Source organism: Flavobacterium sp. CG_9.10 (assembly GCF_015752245.1).
GTDB lineage: Bacteria > Bacteroidota > Bacteroidia > Flavobacteriales > Flavobacteriaceae > Flavobacterium.
The window spans coordinates 14,841-32,570 of record NZ_JADOVD010000008.1; the positions used below are offsets into that span (position 1 = coordinate 14,841).

18 protein-coding genes are annotated in these 17,730 nt (G+C 33.8%); 3 read left to right on the plus strand and 15 right to left on the minus strand.

Going from position 1 to position 17,730, the window contains the following annotated elements; all coding sequences use genetic code 11:
* Nucleotides 1-5 precede the first annotated feature (5 nt).
* From IWX84_RS08265 to IWX84_RS08275, 3 genes are read right to left on the minus strand one after another with little or no spacing between them, the layout of a single operon-like run.
* On the minus strand, nt 6-2,636 hold the full coding sequence (locus IWX84_RS08265) for a carboxypeptidase-like regulatory domain-containing protein (RefSeq protein WP_196850270.1): 2,631 nt from the start codon (nt 2,634-2,636) through the stop codon (nt 6-8).
* Nucleotides 2,636-3,454 (minus strand): GLPGLI family protein, encoded by an 819-nt coding sequence (locus IWX84_RS08270; RefSeq protein ID WP_196850271.1) that lies wholly within the window; start codon nt 3,452-3,454, stop codon nt 2,636-2,638. Before IWX84_RS08270 ends, IWX84_RS08265 begins: the two co-directional genes overlap by 1 nt.
* Before the next feature lie 55 nt (nt 3,455-3,509).
* The gene (locus tag IWX84_RS08275; protein ID WP_196850272.1) at nt 3,510-3,842 is read right to left on the minus strand and encodes a hypothetical protein; all 333 of its coding nucleotides are present in this window, start codon (nt 3,840-3,842) and stop codon (nt 3,510-3,512) included.
* Between the two features lie 673 nt (nt 3,843-4,515).
* Between IWX84_RS08275 and IWX84_RS08280 the strand changes: the two genes are divergently transcribed.
* Nucleotides 4,516-5,223: a hypothetical protein gene (locus IWX84_RS08280; protein ID WP_196850273.1), complete on the plus strand. Its 708-nt coding sequence runs from the start codon at nt 4,516-4,518 to the stop codon at nt 5,221-5,223.
* Nucleotides 5,224-5,310: 87 nt separating this feature from the next.
* Here IWX84_RS08280 and IWX84_RS08285 read toward each other — a convergent pair whose 3' ends face one another.
* Nucleotides 5,311-6,027: a DsbA family protein gene (locus tag IWX84_RS08285; RefSeq protein WP_196850274.1), complete on the minus strand. Its 717-nt coding sequence runs from the start codon at nt 6,025-6,027 to the stop codon at nt 5,311-5,313.
* Between the two features lie 107 nt (nt 6,028-6,134).
* A complete protein-coding gene (locus IWX84_RS08290; protein ID WP_196850275.1) occupies nt 6,135-7,007 on the minus strand; it encodes an AraC family transcriptional regulator in 873 nt (290 codons plus the stop codon).
* A 186-nt stretch (nt 7,008-7,193) separates the two neighbouring features.
* On the opposite strand from IWX84_RS08290, the gene IWX84_RS08295 reads away from it, so the two are divergent.
* Together IWX84_RS08295 and IWX84_RS08300 are read left to right on the plus strand one after the other, a co-directional pair.
* Nucleotides 7,194-7,787 (plus strand): hypothetical protein, encoded by a 594-nt coding sequence (locus tag IWX84_RS08295; RefSeq protein ID WP_196850276.1) that lies wholly within the window; start codon nt 7,194-7,196, stop codon nt 7,785-7,787.
* A 197-nt stretch (nt 7,788-7,984) separates the two neighbouring features.
* A complete protein-coding gene (locus IWX84_RS08300; protein WP_196850277.1) occupies nt 7,985-8,455 on the plus strand; it encodes a hypothetical protein in 471 nt (156 codons plus the stop codon).
* An 84-nt stretch (nt 8,456-8,539) separates the two neighbouring features.
* Here IWX84_RS08300 and IWX84_RS08305 read toward each other — a convergent pair whose 3' ends face one another.
* The 10 genes from IWX84_RS08305 to IWX84_RS08350 all read right to left on the minus strand — a co-directional run bounded on the left by IWX84_RS08305 (nt 8,540) and on the right by IWX84_RS08350 (nt 17,720).
* Nucleotides 8,540-8,776, minus strand: a complete 237-nt coding sequence (locus IWX84_RS08305) for a CDGSH iron-sulfur domain-containing protein (protein WP_196850278.1) — start codon at nt 8,774-8,776, stop codon at nt 8,540-8,542.
* Nucleotides 8,777-8,905: 129 nt separating this feature from the next.
* On the minus strand, nt 8,906-10,276 hold the full coding sequence (locus tag IWX84_RS08310; protein WP_196850279.1) for an NADH-quinone oxidoreductase subunit N: 1,371 nt from the start codon (nt 10,274-10,276) through the stop codon (nt 8,906-8,908).
* 68 nt (nt 10,277-10,344) lie between these two features.
* Nucleotides 10,345-10,713 (minus strand): four helix bundle protein, encoded by a 369-nt coding sequence (locus IWX84_RS08315; protein ID WP_196850280.1) that lies wholly within the window; start codon nt 10,711-10,713, stop codon nt 10,345-10,347.
* A 42-nt stretch (nt 10,714-10,755) separates the two neighbouring features.
* Complete coding sequence (locus IWX84_RS08320; protein WP_196850281.1) at nt 10,756-12,192, minus strand: NuoM family protein; 1,437 nt, start codon at nt 12,190-12,192, stop codon at nt 10,756-10,758.
* 9 nt (nt 12,193-12,201) lie between these two features.
* The gene (gene nuoL / locus IWX84_RS08325) at nt 12,202-14,097 is read right to left on the minus strand and encodes an NADH-quinone oxidoreductase subunit L (RefSeq protein WP_196850282.1); all 1,896 of its coding nucleotides are present in this window, start codon (nt 14,095-14,097) and stop codon (nt 12,202-12,204) included.
* 6 nt (nt 14,098-14,103) lie between these two features.
* Nucleotides 14,104-14,424 carry an NADH-quinone oxidoreductase subunit NuoK gene (gene nuoK / locus IWX84_RS08330; protein WP_073205053.1) on the minus strand — a complete coding sequence of 107 codons (321 nt, stop codon included), beginning with the start codon at nt 14,422-14,424 and terminating at the stop codon, nt 14,104-14,106.
* Nucleotide 14,425: 1 nt separating this feature from the next.
* On the minus strand, nt 14,426-14,965 hold the full coding sequence (locus IWX84_RS08335; protein WP_196850283.1) for an NADH-quinone oxidoreductase subunit J: 540 nt from the start codon (nt 14,963-14,965) through the stop codon (nt 14,426-14,428).
* Complete coding sequence (locus IWX84_RS08340) at nt 14,965-15,510, minus strand: NuoI/complex I 23 kDa subunit family protein (protein WP_196850284.1); 546 nt, start codon at nt 15,508-15,510, stop codon at nt 14,965-14,967. Before IWX84_RS08340 ends, IWX84_RS08335 begins: the two co-directional genes overlap by 1 nt.
* A gap of 115 nt (nt 15,511-15,625) precedes the next feature.
* Complete coding sequence (gene nuoH, locus IWX84_RS08345) at nt 15,626-16,678, minus strand: NADH-quinone oxidoreductase subunit NuoH (protein WP_196850285.1); 1,053 nt, start codon at nt 16,676-16,678, stop codon at nt 15,626-15,628.
* The gene (locus IWX84_RS08350; protein WP_196850286.1) at nt 16,671-17,720 is read right to left on the minus strand and encodes a 2Fe-2S iron-sulfur cluster-binding protein; all 1,050 of its coding nucleotides are present in this window, start codon (nt 17,718-17,720) and stop codon (nt 16,671-16,673) included. The genes nuoH and IWX84_RS08350 overlap by 8 nt, the downstream gene beginning before the upstream one ends.
* Between the last annotated feature and the right edge of the window lie 10 nt (nt 17,721-17,730).

The window sequence follows — 17,730 nt, forward strand, 5'->3', positions numbered from 1 at the left end:
TCATATTAAAGCGAAAATCTAATTTTAATCAAAACTTGTCTTGGTCTTAGATCAAAGTTAGTTGCTACAAAACTAAAATCATTTGCGTTTACGGTTCTAAAATTCTTGGTGTCAAAAATATTAGAAACTTGCATTTCAAGATCAATCTTTTTCTTCTGAATTGTGTACCTGTATATCAAATCTGCAAATACGTTTTCATTTTTAACATTGAGCAGACTACTACTAATGAATTCTGATTTTAAACCAAGATATTGTTTGCTTTTCAGGTTAAAATTTAGATTCAAATGATGATTTTGTTGCGTAATATTAGCTTGTTTTTGGCTTTGAATTTGGTTGTGAGATAACGTCCAAGAACTCTCGTATTCTACATTGAACCAATCGGTAATATCGGTGTCTATTTTATTCCCAAAAACCCAATTTTGATTGGTGATAGTCGTTAGTTGGGAATTAATAATTTGCTGAAACTCTTGCATAGCAAAACTACCATTGAGCGTCACATTAGTCTTTATTTCAGAAATGTATTTGCCCATACGCGTAGAGAAATTATCTGATTTTCTGGTATTAGTTTGTTCAATTGCCTCTAGTGTGGTTGCTCCGTTTGCCATAATCGAGCTTTGATAAAGCAAATTATACTCACTTTGTACACGACCGTAACTCGCATTAAAAAAGAGCGCTTTTACAGGATTTCTATACGATAATCCAATGGAGTAATTCGCGACAGTTGATTGTGGAAGCGGAGAATTTACTCGCTTGATACTGCGGTAATTTTGCAAAATGTAACCATAATGCAATTGATTTATGGTGCCAAATTGATTCGAAATTCCTGCGGAAGTAGTAATTTTCCAATACGCACTCCAATCATACACTACTAATAAACGAGGTTCGAAAGTGGTTTTGTTGACATTTTCAGCTTCTTGCAATGGGCTGTCTTTTATTTTGTACGAATGCAAATTTATTGGGGTCGAAAGTTCGATACGCCAATCGTCTTTTTTAAACTGCGTTTGTAAATCAACATATCCTTTAGAACGCATCCAATTTAAGGTATTTGAAAATTCAGTACTTAAATCCCTATTCTCTGAGGTGAAAATGTCACTTTCTAGCTTTTGATTTTCTAATTGCAACCCCACTTTTGACTCGAATGTAAAATGTTTTACCGCCTTGGCCACCGAAAAAAAGTTGTTACTGTAATAAGTTAGTAAATCTATGTTTTGCGTTACAGCTTCGTACGGTATATTAGAATTGAGTAAATCTTCAAACTGTCCCGGATTTACCTGAAGTACTTGTGGTGTTTTGTTGAGTCCAACATACGAATTTAGTGTAACCATTTGTTTGCCAACAGGAAAAACCGATTTTAAGGTATTCGACAATCGAAAGAATTCATTGCTTAATTCTTGCTGAATCCCTTGGCTGTTTAAAACTATATTTCCGCGCTGACTATCCCAAAAACCTTGAAATTCGATACTATTCTTGAAGTAATTTTTAGAAACGTTTTTTTGTACAGTAAAATTGGTTTGCACCGAATTAAAAAAGGTTTGATTGTACTTTTCTTCCAATAAATCAATCCTGCCAGTTGGCGTTACAAACTGCGTATTGGTAAATCCTTTTTGTTGCTGATAATCATTTAAATAAGAGGTATTAATTCGCAGTTCATAGTCTTTTTTCAACCGCTGTAAATAGTTTGAAGACAGCAAATGAATGGAATTATCCAACCATCTTTTTTCATAAAATTTAGGATTCGTTATTTCTTGAATGGCAAGCCAATCTATTTTTTCGGAATTATTTTCAAATTGGTTTAGTACATCTTCAAGTGTTAATTTTTTGAGTTGCACAGCCACATTATCTCCCATATTATTCGTTTGATAGGTGCTTAACATCTGCCTTTTTTTTGTAAAAAGCATTGGCGTAACATTGACATCCCAAAGCAACGGATTAAAGCCACTACCCACACGTGCTTGACCTGTAAAAGTATAGGCTTTCCTAAGTTTGATATTAAGCGCCGTTCGATCCGAAAACTGCAAACTATCTAATGCTTTTATTGGTTGATGATTTTCTAGAATTTGCACTTGACTTACGGCCTGCAAAGGCAAGTTATCATTGGCTAGATTGTATTTGCCTTCTAACAAATCTAAACCCTCGATATAATATTTGTTGATGGCTTTGCCTTGATATAAAATTTTACCATCAGGAAGCACTTCAATTCCAGGCATTCTTTTTAACACATCACCAATACTTCTGTCCTGCACTTTCGAAAATGCATTTACGGAGTATTGCAGCGTGTCGCCTTTTTGAGTTATGGGCGCCGCTTTTACGGTAACTTCCTTAAGAATAAATGACTTTTCAGCAAGAACAAAATTCTTGGTTTGCGATGTATTTGTAATGGTATTCAAAGCAGTTTCGTAACCCATACAGCGTATCTGTAAATCCAGTTCAGCTTCGGGACTGTTGAACGAAATAGTGTAGAACCCATTACCATTCGTTATGGAATAAGCAATAATTGAAGTTGATGATTTTTTTTGAATCGAGACACTGGCGTTAGCAATTACTTTACCTCGCACATCTGCAACTTGTCCTTTGACAATAGATTGAGCATAAATACTTTTGCCAAGAAATAAAAGCAGCCAAATGATATTTCTCATTAATCAATCAGTTCCATCGGATTGTTCTCAAACTTCATTTTTTCTTTCGCTCGTTGATCGGCTAAATCAAGCATTTCCTTTGGAAAAGTCATTCCACCCGAATTAATCAAGGTCGATGGTTTTTCTTTATATCTCTTTCTTAGTTGTTTATACTCCTCGTAAGTTATTTGAGTAGGTTTTGGTAATTGTTCCCCTATATTACAAAAACTGGAACTATTTTTTATACTCGAAACAGTAAACTGAAAATGTTTATTGGTATCATAAATTGACAAAATTAAACCCGGTAAACCATGAAATTTGTATGGCCCATCGGCTATACTAATTTCTGTGGTATACCATGCCACATAGGTTCTGCCGGCAAACTCAGTAGTTGCTTTTTTACAGTTATAACCCAATATTTCTTTTTGCTCTTCTGTAAGTTTCCAGTCAAACTTATCTAAATTTTGATTGTATCTGTAAGTAATTTGTCCTATTTTATCACAAAAAATAATTTGGTCCTTAACATACTCTTTTACAATAGTATAATACAGTTTTGTTTTAGGTAACGATTTTCTATCAGGAAGACCATCGGACTCTTTCCAATTTTTCTCCAAATCCATTAATTTCATGCTATTCAAACTAACGTAAAAAGAAAAATTTTTAGCAACTTTCAATACCATTTGCTCCTTTTGTTTGCTGAGAGTATCCTCCTTGTTAACTTGATATGAATAATCATAGGTAATTTCATAGCGTAAAGTATCTTTTGGGAAATTTTGAGCGAACATTAAGTTTCCTATACCCAGATAAATAATTACTAGCAAAAGTGATTTTATCTTCATTTTTTTATTTTTTAAAAAATATGGCTGAAAAACAGCCATATTTCATCTTCTTTTCTTAACAACCTGAGATTTCAAAAATTAACTCTGACGCAGCACGGAACGCTGTGTATGGGGTATAATAAGTACTGTCATAACTTACTATCCACTCATTTCCGCAATCGTCAATAAACAAAAAAGATTTATCAAGTCTTACTAGAGAAACAATTTTTAATTTGCCCCTGTTTACCATTTCTGTAAATGTTATGTAATCAATTTTTGTAGAAGTTTTAGAATCTAAACTTTTTTCATTTTGTAAACTACTAACTAGTTTTTCATTGATTGTGCCATTATTTGCAAAAGCAAATGATCCGATCATAGCAAATGCTAATGTAAAAATTAATTTTTTCATAATGTATAGTTAAATAGATGCTCCATTAAGGACTTGAGCGGTTAGTTTGCGTCCTCGTAGGCAGTTTTTCGTGCTTTCCTCTCACTATTTTATTTTTATTTTCTTTGGAGAAACAAACAAACCTCCGCAATTCGTAGCTACTGAATATTTTTAAAACACTATAATTTAATATAATAGCGCCTTATTTGTCAGACAAATATGAAAAAAAAAAAAAACGATTTAAAAGATTAATGTAAAAATTAACAAATATTTAACAAGTTTAATACTTCTTTATATGTAATTGCCTTTTATAGAAAAGCCTACTATTTTAGTTTATGTGGAGGGGACTGATCCTGAAATAACATTACACAAAAAGCTTTTTAAAGAATAAGTGATTTCTCTTCTCTTGGAACTTTTTCTTGGTCAAAACCAAAAGAAAAACCATAAAACAAAACAGCAATCGTTTTAAAAAAATCTTACTATTAGCTGCTCAAAAAAATATTTTTTTTCTTTTTTTAATGAAATAAAATATTGGTTTTTAGCACTTTGAAAACAAAAAATCATTCCGTAATCCAAAAACCTAAAACCACACTATAAAACTTTGGCATACTACTTGAATATACCTAATCAAATAAGTAAAAAAGCGTAAGCCGAAAAGCTAAAGAGTAGGCAAAAAACACAAAATACATTTATCATGAAAAAAATTACCTTTTTAGTAGCTAGTATCCTTTTATTTGGAGGTGGTGTAGCGAATGCAACAGAGAAAAATAATTTTTCTCACGAGAGAAGATCTCCTGTTGATGTTAGAAATGCTGAGCCAATTGTGTTTACTGAAAGAGGAGTCGAATTCTTCGTGTTTCCTGACGGACAATTTGATTTTAATACGCGCCCTTCAACCGGCAACATGTACTACAAACAAAGTAGAACAAGTAATGTAAACAAGACCTATGGTGCGCCTTCCTCTTTTCGAGACCGAAATTATGGTGTGAAAGTGGAGCACGATAATATGGGTAAAGTAAGACGAATTGGAAATGTGTTTATCAACTATGATTCGGATGATAGGATTAAGCGAGTTGGTTCTGTATACATGACTTACAACCGTTACGCCTTGGAACAAGTTGGTGGATTGCAAATTATCTACAACCGTCGTGGTCAAATTATTGATATGATTGGAAATGTAAAAGGTGGAAGAGGTTATGAAAACGGCCCAAACAACAACTACAATAACGATTGTGATGATGATCATAACCACAATTCAAACAATCACAATAGTGATTATGATAGCGATCACAACTCAAACGACAAGGATCAATACTATTATAAAAACAACGGTGCTAAAGACCAAAAAGAAGAGGTTAAAGTAGTAGGAAGTTTAGATACACGAATAGATAGAAGAAATTAGTTTGTTATAAATGGTTGGTTAGAAAAAATCCCGTTGGTATTCGTATTAACGGGATTTTTGTATGCCAATAACAACTTTTATTTCATTTTAGTCACAACCATTAATGTCGCAACTATTCCCGGATGTAGTATCCAGCAAAGTCACTTTCGAATCAAATTTTCCTTCTTGCCATACTTTTTCTAAAGTTTCTAAAAAGGAAGTTGCCGGTTGCGCTCCGGAAATTGCATATTTATTATCGAAAACAAAAAACGGAACACCTTGAACGCCGATGGCATTTGCTTCTTCTTGGTCTTCTTTTACTTCTTCAGCATACTTATCAGAATTTAATACCTGCGCAATAGCTTCTGAATCTAATCCTACTTGTATCCCCAGTTCCGTTAAAGTATTGATATCATTAACATTTTTCCCTTCTGTCAGATAAGCTTTGAAAAGTAATTCTTCTAGATCATTAGCCAGACTGTGCTTTTTCGCCAAATGCAACAATCGGTGTGCGTTCAAAGAATTGGCAAGAACGGATTTTTCAAAATGAAAATCCAATCCAGCAGTTTTTGCGTTTTGGGTCATATTATCAAGCATATTTTGAGCCCAGTCATTATCTTTTCTGTATTTCGCTGCTAAATGTTCGACCATATTATCGTCCGTAGAGGCGATAAAGCTGGCATCCAGTTGATAACTTTTCCATTCAATTTCGACAGCCTCCTTATGTTCAAAAAGGTTCAGTGCTTCTTCAATTCTTCTTTTTCCTATATAACAAAACGGACACATAATATCCGACCAGATTTGTACTTTTAATTTATTATCCATTTTTAGTATTTATTTTGAAATTCTCAGTTGATTCTGTGATGCAAAAATAATCAATTCGGTTTTTAGCTGTTTTGGATTTAGGTTTTTATTGGGAATCCATTGAAACATCATTTAAGAACAGAACGGAATTCCTTACGATATAGTGAAGCGCTTTTTCCAGTAAATTCTTTGAATGATTTATTGAAATAGCTAAAGTTGTTGAAACCGCTTTCAAAGCAAATTTCAGTTATACTCACGGGTTTTTCTGCCAATAGTTTTGAAGCATGCACTAAACGATACTCATTTACGAACTTTGTGAGTGTTTTATGAGTTATCTTTTTGAAATACCTGCAAAAAGAAGGCACCGTCATACTTACCAAAACGGCTACTTCATCTAGAGTTATTTGTTCTTGAAAATTATCTTTTACATAATTAAAAACCATGTTGATGCGGTCATTATCCTGCATTTGCATTTCCAAAGAAAACCCTACAGCATTTAACACTTTGAATTCCTCGGATAGTTCTAATTCATTAAGAATATCTAACATAGTCAGCAACCTTTCGAATGGAGACTGTTTGTCCATGATTTCTATTTTACTGCCTATTCTCTTTTTTGTTTCGCCTTCAAAGGCAATTCCTGCTTTGGCTTGACTAAAAAGATTATTAATATTTTTCATTTCAGCAATATCAAAAAACCCATCTCCTAGGAAATCAGGTCTCATCTGGATAACCGTTTCGTTTTTATTTCCAGTTTGTTCATTGGTAAACCCGCAGTGCGGCAGATTACTTCCTATTAATATCAAATCACCCTCCGTGTAATAAGAAATATGACTTCCTACTTGACGTTTTCCAGACCCGTCGTTTACATATACCAACTCTATCTCAGGATGGTAGTGCCATAAATGAGATTTACTATTAGCATTCTCTACATATTTAGAAAAAGAGAAAGAACTTCCGAAAGAAGGTTTTATAATTTCAAACGTAGGAAGTATCGTTTTCATAACAACATGCTTTATAATTAGCACAAAATTAACCTATTTAGACACTTAATTATCTTTTTTAACCTCTATCGATTTCGTAAAAGGTAATATAGAACACAAATTGGAAAATCCTGTGCCGTCCAACAACAGTGTGTTAGCGTAAATTTACCACAGATAAATATTATTATAAATCTAAAAACTACAATTATGAAAAAGATTTTAAAAGTAAGTTTAATACTAGCAGGAGTATTAGCTGCAATGAATGTAAGTGCAGGTGAAATAGATTTTTCACTTAATGTAAAAAAAGAACAAGGAAAGACTGTAACTTTTGTTTTAAATGACATAAATAAAATCGATTTATCTATTTATGATGCAAATGAAAAATTAATTCATACTGAAAAGGTAACTTCAAACGGCACAATCAATAGAACATATGATCTAAATGCCTTACCCGAAGGAACTTATTTCCTAGACGCTGAATCAGAAATGAAAATTGCGAGATATGAAATTTCAGTTGTTGGTAAAACGGCTACTTTAACCTCTAAAGCAATTTCCGAAGTGTACAAGCCAGTATTTTTGAACAAAAACGGTTTAGTATCAATAAGTGTATTAAATTTAGATAAGTCTCCAGTGAGCATTAAAATTTATACTGAAGACGGAACGGAGGTCTATGCTACTACTGTGTTACAAGAACAGAATGTGGCTAAGTTTTTTGATATTAAAAACTTTCCAAATGATAAATACGCTTTTATAATGACGTATGACAATAAAGTATTTGAAAAAATCGCTGCGGCCAAATAACAATTAAGCAAACCTAATAGTTTAAGCCAGTTCCACTTTTTGGAGCTGGTTTTTTTTTGCTTTCCTTTTAACAAAAAAAATATACCAATTAAAAAAAGAAAGCACGACTCACATTAATTTCATGAATTCCATTGATAAATGATCAAATCTTCTGTTTCTTACTATCTTTCCAAAAAATTAGGACTAATAAATTACCAATGATAAAGAAGAAATTCACAGAATGGTTTCATCGCTATAAATATCCCGAATTAGCTGCTAGTTCTACGATTATTTTCATGGCTTTTCTCACCGGATTCTTACACATCAACAAGGTTGTAGAAGCTTTTATGATAACCTGGTCTGAATACCTGGCTTTTTACGCTACCGTTTTATATTTTAGATTGAAAGAAAGTAAAACAAAAAATCTAATCTTAACTCTCAAAATTTTACAACAGGAAATAACGGGTCTATTGATTGAATTTGGTCCTTCGGCTATCACTGATGCTTTGTTTATTCGTCCATTTTTTATGTATTCGGCTCCTATATGGATTGGAAGTCCAATTTTGGGAGTTATAGTTGGTAAACTCTGTGCAGATTTTTTCTTTTATGCCCAAACTATTATGAGTTATGAATGGTTGAAAAGACGAAGAGCTAAGAAGAAAGCAATAGAAAAAGAAAATAACGAATAGCAACTTTCAATTTAGATAGAAAAAATTCCTTACTCCAACCTGATTATTAAAATTTTGAATGGAGTAAGGAACAATATCCAATAATTAATTATTGTGAGAACCGTCGCAATATGGCGGGTTTTTTGTTTGCTTGCAGGCACATAAATAAACCTCTTTGGTTTCTTCTTCTGAAAATCTCAATGGAGATCCTCCTTCAGTTTTGTGAGCTCCATTGCACATCGGTTGGTTTTCTGCATGCCCACAAGTGCACCAGCCGTATGTTTTCCCTCCTTCTAATGTCATTTTTATTGGCGCGTCGCCTGCTCTTTTTGGTGTACTCATTGAATCAGTTTTAAAATTAACTCCAAATGTAAAGACAATTTTCTTCTAAATAATAAAAACGAACATCTGTAAATTAAAAAACCATCAAGATTGCTCTTGCTGGTTCTTCTATAAATTACTGAAAAGATATTATGCTAATAAATCCAAAACTAATGACGGAAACAAACCTAATGCGATATTCAAAACAATCGCTAGAATTGCAACCGCGTAAATTAAAAATGGTGTTCCTTTTCTTTCTTCATTTGGTTCTTTAGAATACATCGCCAAAATCAATTTAAAATAGTAACCAACGCTTATAATTGAGTTGATAACCGCAACAATTACTAATGCTAAATAACCTGCCTGAATCGTTTGATTGAACAAAACCAATTTAGCGAAGAATCCAGCGAAAATTGGAATACCAGCCATTGAAAGTAATGCTGCAGTAAGAATAGCTGCTAACAATGGATTAGTTTTTCCCAGTCCATGGAAGTTAGTAATATCTTCGTTATTTCTATTTTTGCAAACGTATAAAATCACACTAAAAGCAGCAATTCCAGATAAGGAATATGCCGAAGCGTAATACAATAAACTTCCTGCAGATGTGGAAAGACTCAATAAGGTCATCAGCATAAATCCAGCATGAGAAATACCTGAAAAAGCAAGCATACGTTTCACGTTAGTTTGTCGCAATGCCATAATATTTCCAACCGTCATCGAAGCCATAGAAATGACAACTACAACTATTTTAAATGCTTCTGAAACATCGGCATTCATAACGGATAACAATTTGTATAAAGTCGCCATTGCCACCACTTTTGCCAAAGTACTCATTAAAGCCGTTGTCAACGCTGGAGAACCTTCGTAAACGTCCGGTGCCCAGAAATGAAAAGGAACTGCAGCAATTTTAAATAACATTCCAATGGTTACCAATACTACTCCAATAGGAAACCAAACCGGCAGTTCAGCAGATTGTGATAATGCACTAATTTCGGAAACATCAAAACTTCCCATGGCACCATAAATCATACAGATACCAAACAAAATAATTCCTGAAGCAAAAGATCCCATAAGGAAATACTTCATTCCCGCTTCGTTACTTTTTAAGTTCATTCGGTCACTTGCTGCAAGAATGTACAGTGAAATCGATAATACTTCTATTCCTAAAAAGAACATCGCTAAGTTCCCAAAGGAAACCATCGCAACAGCTCCTGACAATAGGAAAACTTTTATGGCAATGAAATCAGAAATTTTAGATTGATGATTTTCGTAAAAATTATGACCTAAAGCCACTAAGAAAATAGTAAGTACAATAAACAAGCAGGAAAATGTACTTGAAAATTTACTCACAACAATCATATTGTTATAGTAACTTTCTGTCGAATTAAATTCAGATATGGTTAGACCAAGAACCCCCAACAACCCAATGATTGTTATAGGCACAATGGCTTTTCTTAAATTAAAAATTTCAAATAAAAGGCATAAAACACCTAATCCTATTATAGCTATTAATGTATTCATTTTTTGATTGTTTGATTTAGGATTTAGGAATTAGGATTTAAAAACCACTAATTCTTTATATCTGAAACCTAATTTTTAATATTATTTTTTTCTTTTATTGTTTTTATTCCTGCTGAAAAAATAGAAACCAATTCATTCGCTTCCTTGATTAATTTCTCAAGCTCACTTTTATCGCACTCTATTTCTAAACCTTGAATGAATTCTAACCAAAATAAACTTTCATCTGCTTCTTCATCTACCACTTTTAATTTATTCAGAAAATCGGCAGTAGATTTTCCTCTGCAAACCGCCCTGTAATTAGCTGCGACTGAAGAAGAGGATTTAAAAAGCTGAAATGATATTACATCAACTGCTTTATTTTTCTCTATCGACATTAGAAATTTGAAAATATTTAGAGCAAAGGTTTTCGTTCTGTTTTTAAGTTCTTCTTTTGTCATATCGGGAAATCCTAATTCACAAATCGTAATTCCTAAATTATTTTAACGATTAATTTGAGTTAAAATTTCTTGAAGACTTGGTGTGATCAAATCTATAATTGGTTTTGGATACATTCCAAAAAAGAATAAAACAGTAATGACAATTACCAAAGTTATTCCTTCGTTGATGGTTACATCTGCGAATATTTTCGAATTAGTTTCACCTAACATCACATGTTGAAACATTTTCAACATATAATAAGCTCCCAAAATTATTGTAGTTCCTCCTAAAATGGCAAACCAAATATTGATTTGAGAAAGGCTATATAAAACGGTGAATTCTCCAACAAAGTTAAAAGTAGATGGCAACGCAACCGACGCCAAAACCAAGATTAAAAACATCGAAGTGAACTTTGGTGTCTGAGAACGAATCCCTCCCATTTCAGCAATTACTCTAGTTTCAAATCTTCTGAAAATAATTTCAGCAACAAAAAACAAACCGACTACCACAAAACCGTGCGCAATCATTTGTAAAACAGCTCCACGAAATCCGTCTAATGTTAATGTATACGTTCCTGCAGCAATTAATCCTACGTGAGCAAGAGAAGAATAGGCTAATAATTTCTTTAAATCCTTTTGTCTCAATGCTACGATTGAACCGTACATCACTCCCGCTATTCCAATGGCAATAAAAATGCACCTGTATTCTTTTGCTGCAAGCGGAGCAAGCGGTAATTGCCAACGAATAACGCTGTACAATCCCATTTTTAACATGATACCTGATAAAAGCATGGTTCCAACAGTAGGTGCTTTTTGATACACATTTGCCTGCCAAGTATGGAAAGGAATTAATGGAATTTTGATGGCATACGCCAAGAAGAAAGCCAAAAATATCCATAATTGTTCAGTTGCAGATAAATTTACTTTATATAAATCTTCAATTAAAAAGCTTCCCGCTTTTTGATACAAATAAACAAAAGCGACCAGCATAAATAAAGAACCTGCAAGCGTATAAATAAAGAATTTAACAACTGCTTTTTTACGTTCTTCCGCATCTCCATTTCCCCAAATTAAGGCAATGAAGTAAATAGGTATAAGAGATAATTCCCAGAAAATATAATATAAAAGACCATCCGATGCTAAAAAGGTTCCCGCCATAGCAAATGACATGAAAAGGATTAACGCATAAAATGATTTTGAATTTTTATAGTCATTCCCAAAAGAAGAGAAAATGATGACAGGAGTCAATACCGTAGTCAATAAAAGCATTGCCATAGAAAGTCCGTCTGCTTTTAAAGCAACAGAAATATTAGGTTTTGAAATCCATTGGCAAACGAAACTAATGTTTTCACCTAAATTATAATGATTCAACAAAACAATCGAAAAGCCTGCAGCAGCCAAGCCAAAGAACAACGCTACTTTTGAAGCTAGTTTATCACCTGCGAGAAACGTGGCAAAGGCACCAACAAAAAGTATAATTAATATTAGAGATACATTCATAGTATATGATTATTGAGCTAAAAATAAATAAGAAACAATGGCACAAAGTCCTAAAACGAAAGCTAAAAAGTAAAGACCAATACTTCCATTTTGTATTTTTTTCCCTTGAAAACTTATTTCGTTGGTTACTTTTCCAAATCCAAAAACCAAAGCTGACAATGCAGTTTCAACATCATCTCTGAAAAATTTGGACATTTCATTCACTGATTTTACGAATAAGTAATTGTAGATTTCATCTACATAATATTTGTTGTAAAGTACTTTAGAAAAGCCTGTAATTGCAGCATCTTCACTCTGAACTGTATTTTGCTTGATGTATTTGGCATAAGCCAGACCAATTCCCACTAATCCGCCAACAACAGCAATTGCCATCAAGATATATTCAGTAGTACCTAAATGATGTTCTGCATTCGCTAAACTCGGTAAAATTGGAGTTAAATAGTCATTCAACCAACTGTTCCCCGGTAAACTAATCAAACCACCAATAGTTGCCAAAATAGCTAAAACTATTAAAGGGAATGTGATTAATGATGGGCTTTCATGCAAATGATGTTTTTGTTCGGCTGTTCCTCTGAAGTCATTGAAGAAAGTTAAAAACATTAACCTGAACATATAGAAAGCAGTCATTATAGAAGCTACAGAAGCAACAACCCAAAGCGGAATTGTATGCTCGAAAGCCACTAACAAGATTTCATCTTTTGAGAAAAATCCAGAAAACAATGGAACTCCAGAAATAGCTAATGAAGCGATTAACATCGTGAAAAAAGTAATTGGCATTGCTTTTTTCAAACCTCCCATTTTTCGCATGTCTTGTTCTCCGTCCAAAGCGTGAATTACAGATCCCGAACCCAAGAACAAACAAGCTTTAAAGAAAGCGTGTGTGATTACATGGAAAACGGCAACTTCGTATGCTCCCAAACCTAAAGCCAAGAACATTAATCCCAATTGTGAAACAGTAGAATAAGCCAATACTTTTTTAATGTCATTTTGAACCAATCCAATTGTTGCGGCTACCAAAGCGGTAACTGCTCCAACAATGGCAATAATAGTATTCACCAAATGCATACTTGGCAAATCAAGACTGTATAAAAAGTTTAATCTCGTAATCATAAATATACCCGCGGTAACCATGGTCGCAGCATGAATCAATGCCGAAACAGGTGTTGGACCCGCCATCGCGTCCGGTAACCAAGTGTACAAAGGTATTTGTGCTGATTTTCCACAAGCTCCTATAAATAAAGCAAAAGCAGCTAATCCAATCCAATAATTATTTAAAGAAGTTGTACCGGCAATCGCTGTTTTTAATGTAGCAAAATCTAAAGTCGAGAATAACATCCCCAAAATAAAAATCCCAATCAACAATCCTAAATCACCAATTCTGTTCATGATGAATGCTTTCTTTGCTGCATCATTAAATTCTTGGTTTTTATACCAAAATCCAATTAACAAATACGAACAAAGTCCAACGCCTTCCCAACCAATGAACATTACTAGTAAGTTACTTCCAATTACCAAAGTAATCATGAAAAACACAAACAGATTCAAATACGCAAAAAAGGAATGCACTTTCTTATCATCATGCATATAGCTAATCGAATATAAGTGAATCAAAGATCCAATCCCAGTTACAAATAGCAGCCATAAAATCGATAATTGATCTAAAAGAAAACCGAAACTTACTTTGAAGTTGCTGATTTGAATCCAATCAAACAAATCAATACTAATGGCCTGTTTGGTTTGGTTTATTTGAAAGAAAAAATAAAGTGTTACAACAAAAGAAACCGCAACAGAAAGGGTTCCAATAATTCCAGACAGCGATTTTCCTAAAGTCTTTCCGAAGAAAACATTTAGTAAAAATCCTAAAAAAGGAGCAAATAATAAGACTAAAGCTAAATTGGTATCCATTGAAATTTATCCTTTTAAGTTTTTTAGATTATCGATAGTAATTGAGCCTAAATTTCTAAATATTGAAACTAATATGGCTAATCCAACAGCAACTTCAGCAGCGGCAACTGCCATCGAGAAAAACACAAAAACTTGTCCTTGCGCATCTTGATGATAAGTAGAAAATGCTACGAACAAAAGATTCACTGCATTCAACATTATTTCGATTGACATAAATACGATAATGGCATTTCGTCTGTATAACACTCCAAAAACGCCAATACAAAAAAGTATTACGCTAAGGAATATATAATTTTCAATACCAATTTGGTTTAAAATATTGTTCATATTACTTTTCTAATTTTTCTTTTTTAGACAATAAAACAGTACCAATCATAGCAACCAAAAGTAATATAGAAGCAAATTCAAAAGGAACCATATATTCATTTAGGAGTATTTTTCCCAATACTTTTATAGATTGGTAATCTTCGCCCGTTGAAGTGTATTCACCAACAATAGGTTTTGAGTTGATAAAAATCGTGATCAAAACTAAACAGATCAAACAAAAAGAAACAATGGCACCCAGTCTTGTAATCCTAGGTCTGTGAACTTCTTTTTGCTCATTTAAATTCATCAACATAATGGTGAATAAAAACAGAATCATAATCGCACCGGAGTAAACAATAATGTGAACTATTGCCAGGAATTGCGCATTCAACAATAGATAATGACCTGCAATCGAGAAAAAACAAATCACTAAATAAATGGCGCTATGGATTGGGTTTTTACTAAAAATGGTCAAAAATGCCGTTATTAATGTTATAAATGCTAAAACACAAAATATAATTTGTATCGTTGTTGCATTTGCAAAATCAGGTATGTGTATCATTAATTAGCGTTTTTTAATTGAGCATTTTTCATTGCGATATCTAAAGGCATGACCAATTTATCTTTTCCAAAAATAAAATCTTCTCTTTCATAACTGGAAGGAACCAATACTTTCGATGTAGTTAAATAAATCGCATCTTTCGGACACGCTTCTTCACACAATCCACAGAAGATACAACGCAACATATTAATCTCATATATCGAAGCATATTTTTCTTCTCTATATAAATGTTTTTCATCTGCTCTGCGTTCTTCAGCCGTCATGGTAATAGCTTCTGCAGGGCAAGACAAGGCACATAAACCACAGGCGGTACAGTTTTCACGACCTTGTTCATCCCGTTTCAACTGGTGTTGACCGCGATAAACAGGACTCATCTCCCGCACTTGTTCTGGATATTGAATCGTAACTTTTCTGGTGAATAAATGCTGAATCGTAATTATCAAACCTTTGACAATCGCAACAAGATACATTCTTTCCCAAAAAGTCATCTCCTTGTTAGAGACTTGCTTTTTTCTTCCCGATAAGGATATACTTTCTATTGACATTTTTTATTTTTATTTTAAGCTTAATCCTGCTATCCGTTTCAATCTTATATGTTTTTAAAGAAAAAACATATAAGGATTTCCACTGCTATCAGGGCTAGGGCTTTTTCGGTACTAATTAAAATCCTAAATAAGCAGCGATATCTGCTCGCAAAATTACAATTCCGGTAATTATGATATTAATGATTGACAATGGAATTAATATTCTCCAACCCAAATGCATCAATTGATCGTATCTGAATCTTGGAATAGTCCAACGAACCCACATATAGAAAAAGATGAATCCGCATAATTTGATGAACAAAGCACCAAATCCCATAACATTCGCAATATTCACACCCCAATTTTCAACTACCCAGCTCATTCCAGGATAATTATACCCTCCAAAGAATAAAACCGCTAAAATTGTGGATGAGATAAACATATTCGCATATTCAGCAAATAAATAGAATCCCATTTTCATCGATGAATATTCCGTGTGATACCCTCCAATTAATTCACTTTCGCATTCTGCTAAATCAAATGGAGTTCTATTCGTTTCTGCAAAAGCACAAATTAAAAAGATAATAAAAGATAAAGGCTGATAAAAAACATTCCAATTCATCCCTGATTGTTGCGCTGAAATCTCTCTTAAACTCAAAGTTCCAGTCATCATCAACAAAGCAATCATCGAAAGTCCCATGGCAACTTCATAAGATACCATTTGCGAAGCAGCACGAACCGCTCCCATCAAAGAGAACTTATTATTTGATGCCCAACCACCAATCATGATTCCGTAAACACCCACTGAAACAACTCCAAAAAAGTATAACAATCCAATGTTTAAGTCGGTAGCTTGCAATAAAATATCTCTTCCAAACAAGTGTAACCTGTCTCCCCAAGGAATCACGGCGCTAGTCATTAATGCCGTACTCATTGCAATTGCCGGACCTACAAAAAACAAAAATCTGTTTGGTGTATTCGGTTCAAATTCCTCTTTCGAGAATAATTTTAAACCATCGGCAAGCGGTTGAAACAATCCAAAAGGACCCGCTCTGTTAGGACCAACACGATCTTGAAGCCAAGCGGCAACTTTTCGTTCAGCCCAAGTGGAATACATTGCCATCAACATTGTCAAAGCAAAAACTGCTACAATAATGATGCTTTTCTCTATTATAATAGTACTATCCATTATTGCCCAAACTTTTTTGATTTATAATATCTTCTTCGGTCAATGGAATTTCGGCCATACTAATTTTCTTACGGTCTTCCTCTCTACCAAGAAGAATATGTTCTTCGGTAGCGATTTCAACTTTCTCTAATTTTCTGTTGTATTTATTTTGGTTGATAACCGAATCTTTTTCGAATGCTCTCGGTCCTTCAATGGTCCAATCTGAAATTTCTTTGTGATCAAAACGACATCCATTACAAATAAATTCATCTACTTCATGGTATTCGTCTTTTCTTCCGGTAACACGCTGGATTTCATCACCAAACATCCAAACTGTAGTTTTTCCAGAACAAGTAGGACAATTTCTGTGTGCATTATAAGGCTTGCTGAACCAAACTCTAGATTTAAATCTAAACGTTTTATCCGTCAATGCTCCTACAGGGCATACGTCAATCATATTTCCAGAGAACTCGTTGTCGATTGCCTTAGAAATACAAGTCGATATATTTGAATGATCTCCTCTATCCATTACACCGTGCACGCGATCGTCAGTCAATTGATCTGCAACCATAACGCAACGATAGCAAAGGATACAACGATTCATGTGTAATTGAATGTTATCACCAATGTTTTCAGGCTCAAATGTTCTTTTTTCTTCTATAAAACGAGTTTCTGATTTCCCGTGTTCAAAGCTTAAATTTTGCAAATCACATTCACCAGCTTGGTCACAAACAGGACAATCTAATGGGTGATTGATCAATAAAAACTCTGTTACAGATTTTCTTGCTTCGGTTACCCTTGGCGAAGATTTGCTGTTCACTTCCATTCCGTCCATACAACCGGTTACACACGATGCCATTAATTTTGGCATTGGTCTTGGGTCGGCTTCACTTCCTTTTGCAACTTCCACTAAACAACAACGGCATTTTCCACCGCTTCCTTTTAGTTTAGAATAATAGCACATCGCAGGGGGAACTACTTCTCCACCTATCATACGTGCTGCCTGTAGGATTGTTGTTCCTGGTTCTACTTCTATTGACTGTCCGTCTATTGTTACTTTCATTTTCTGAAAT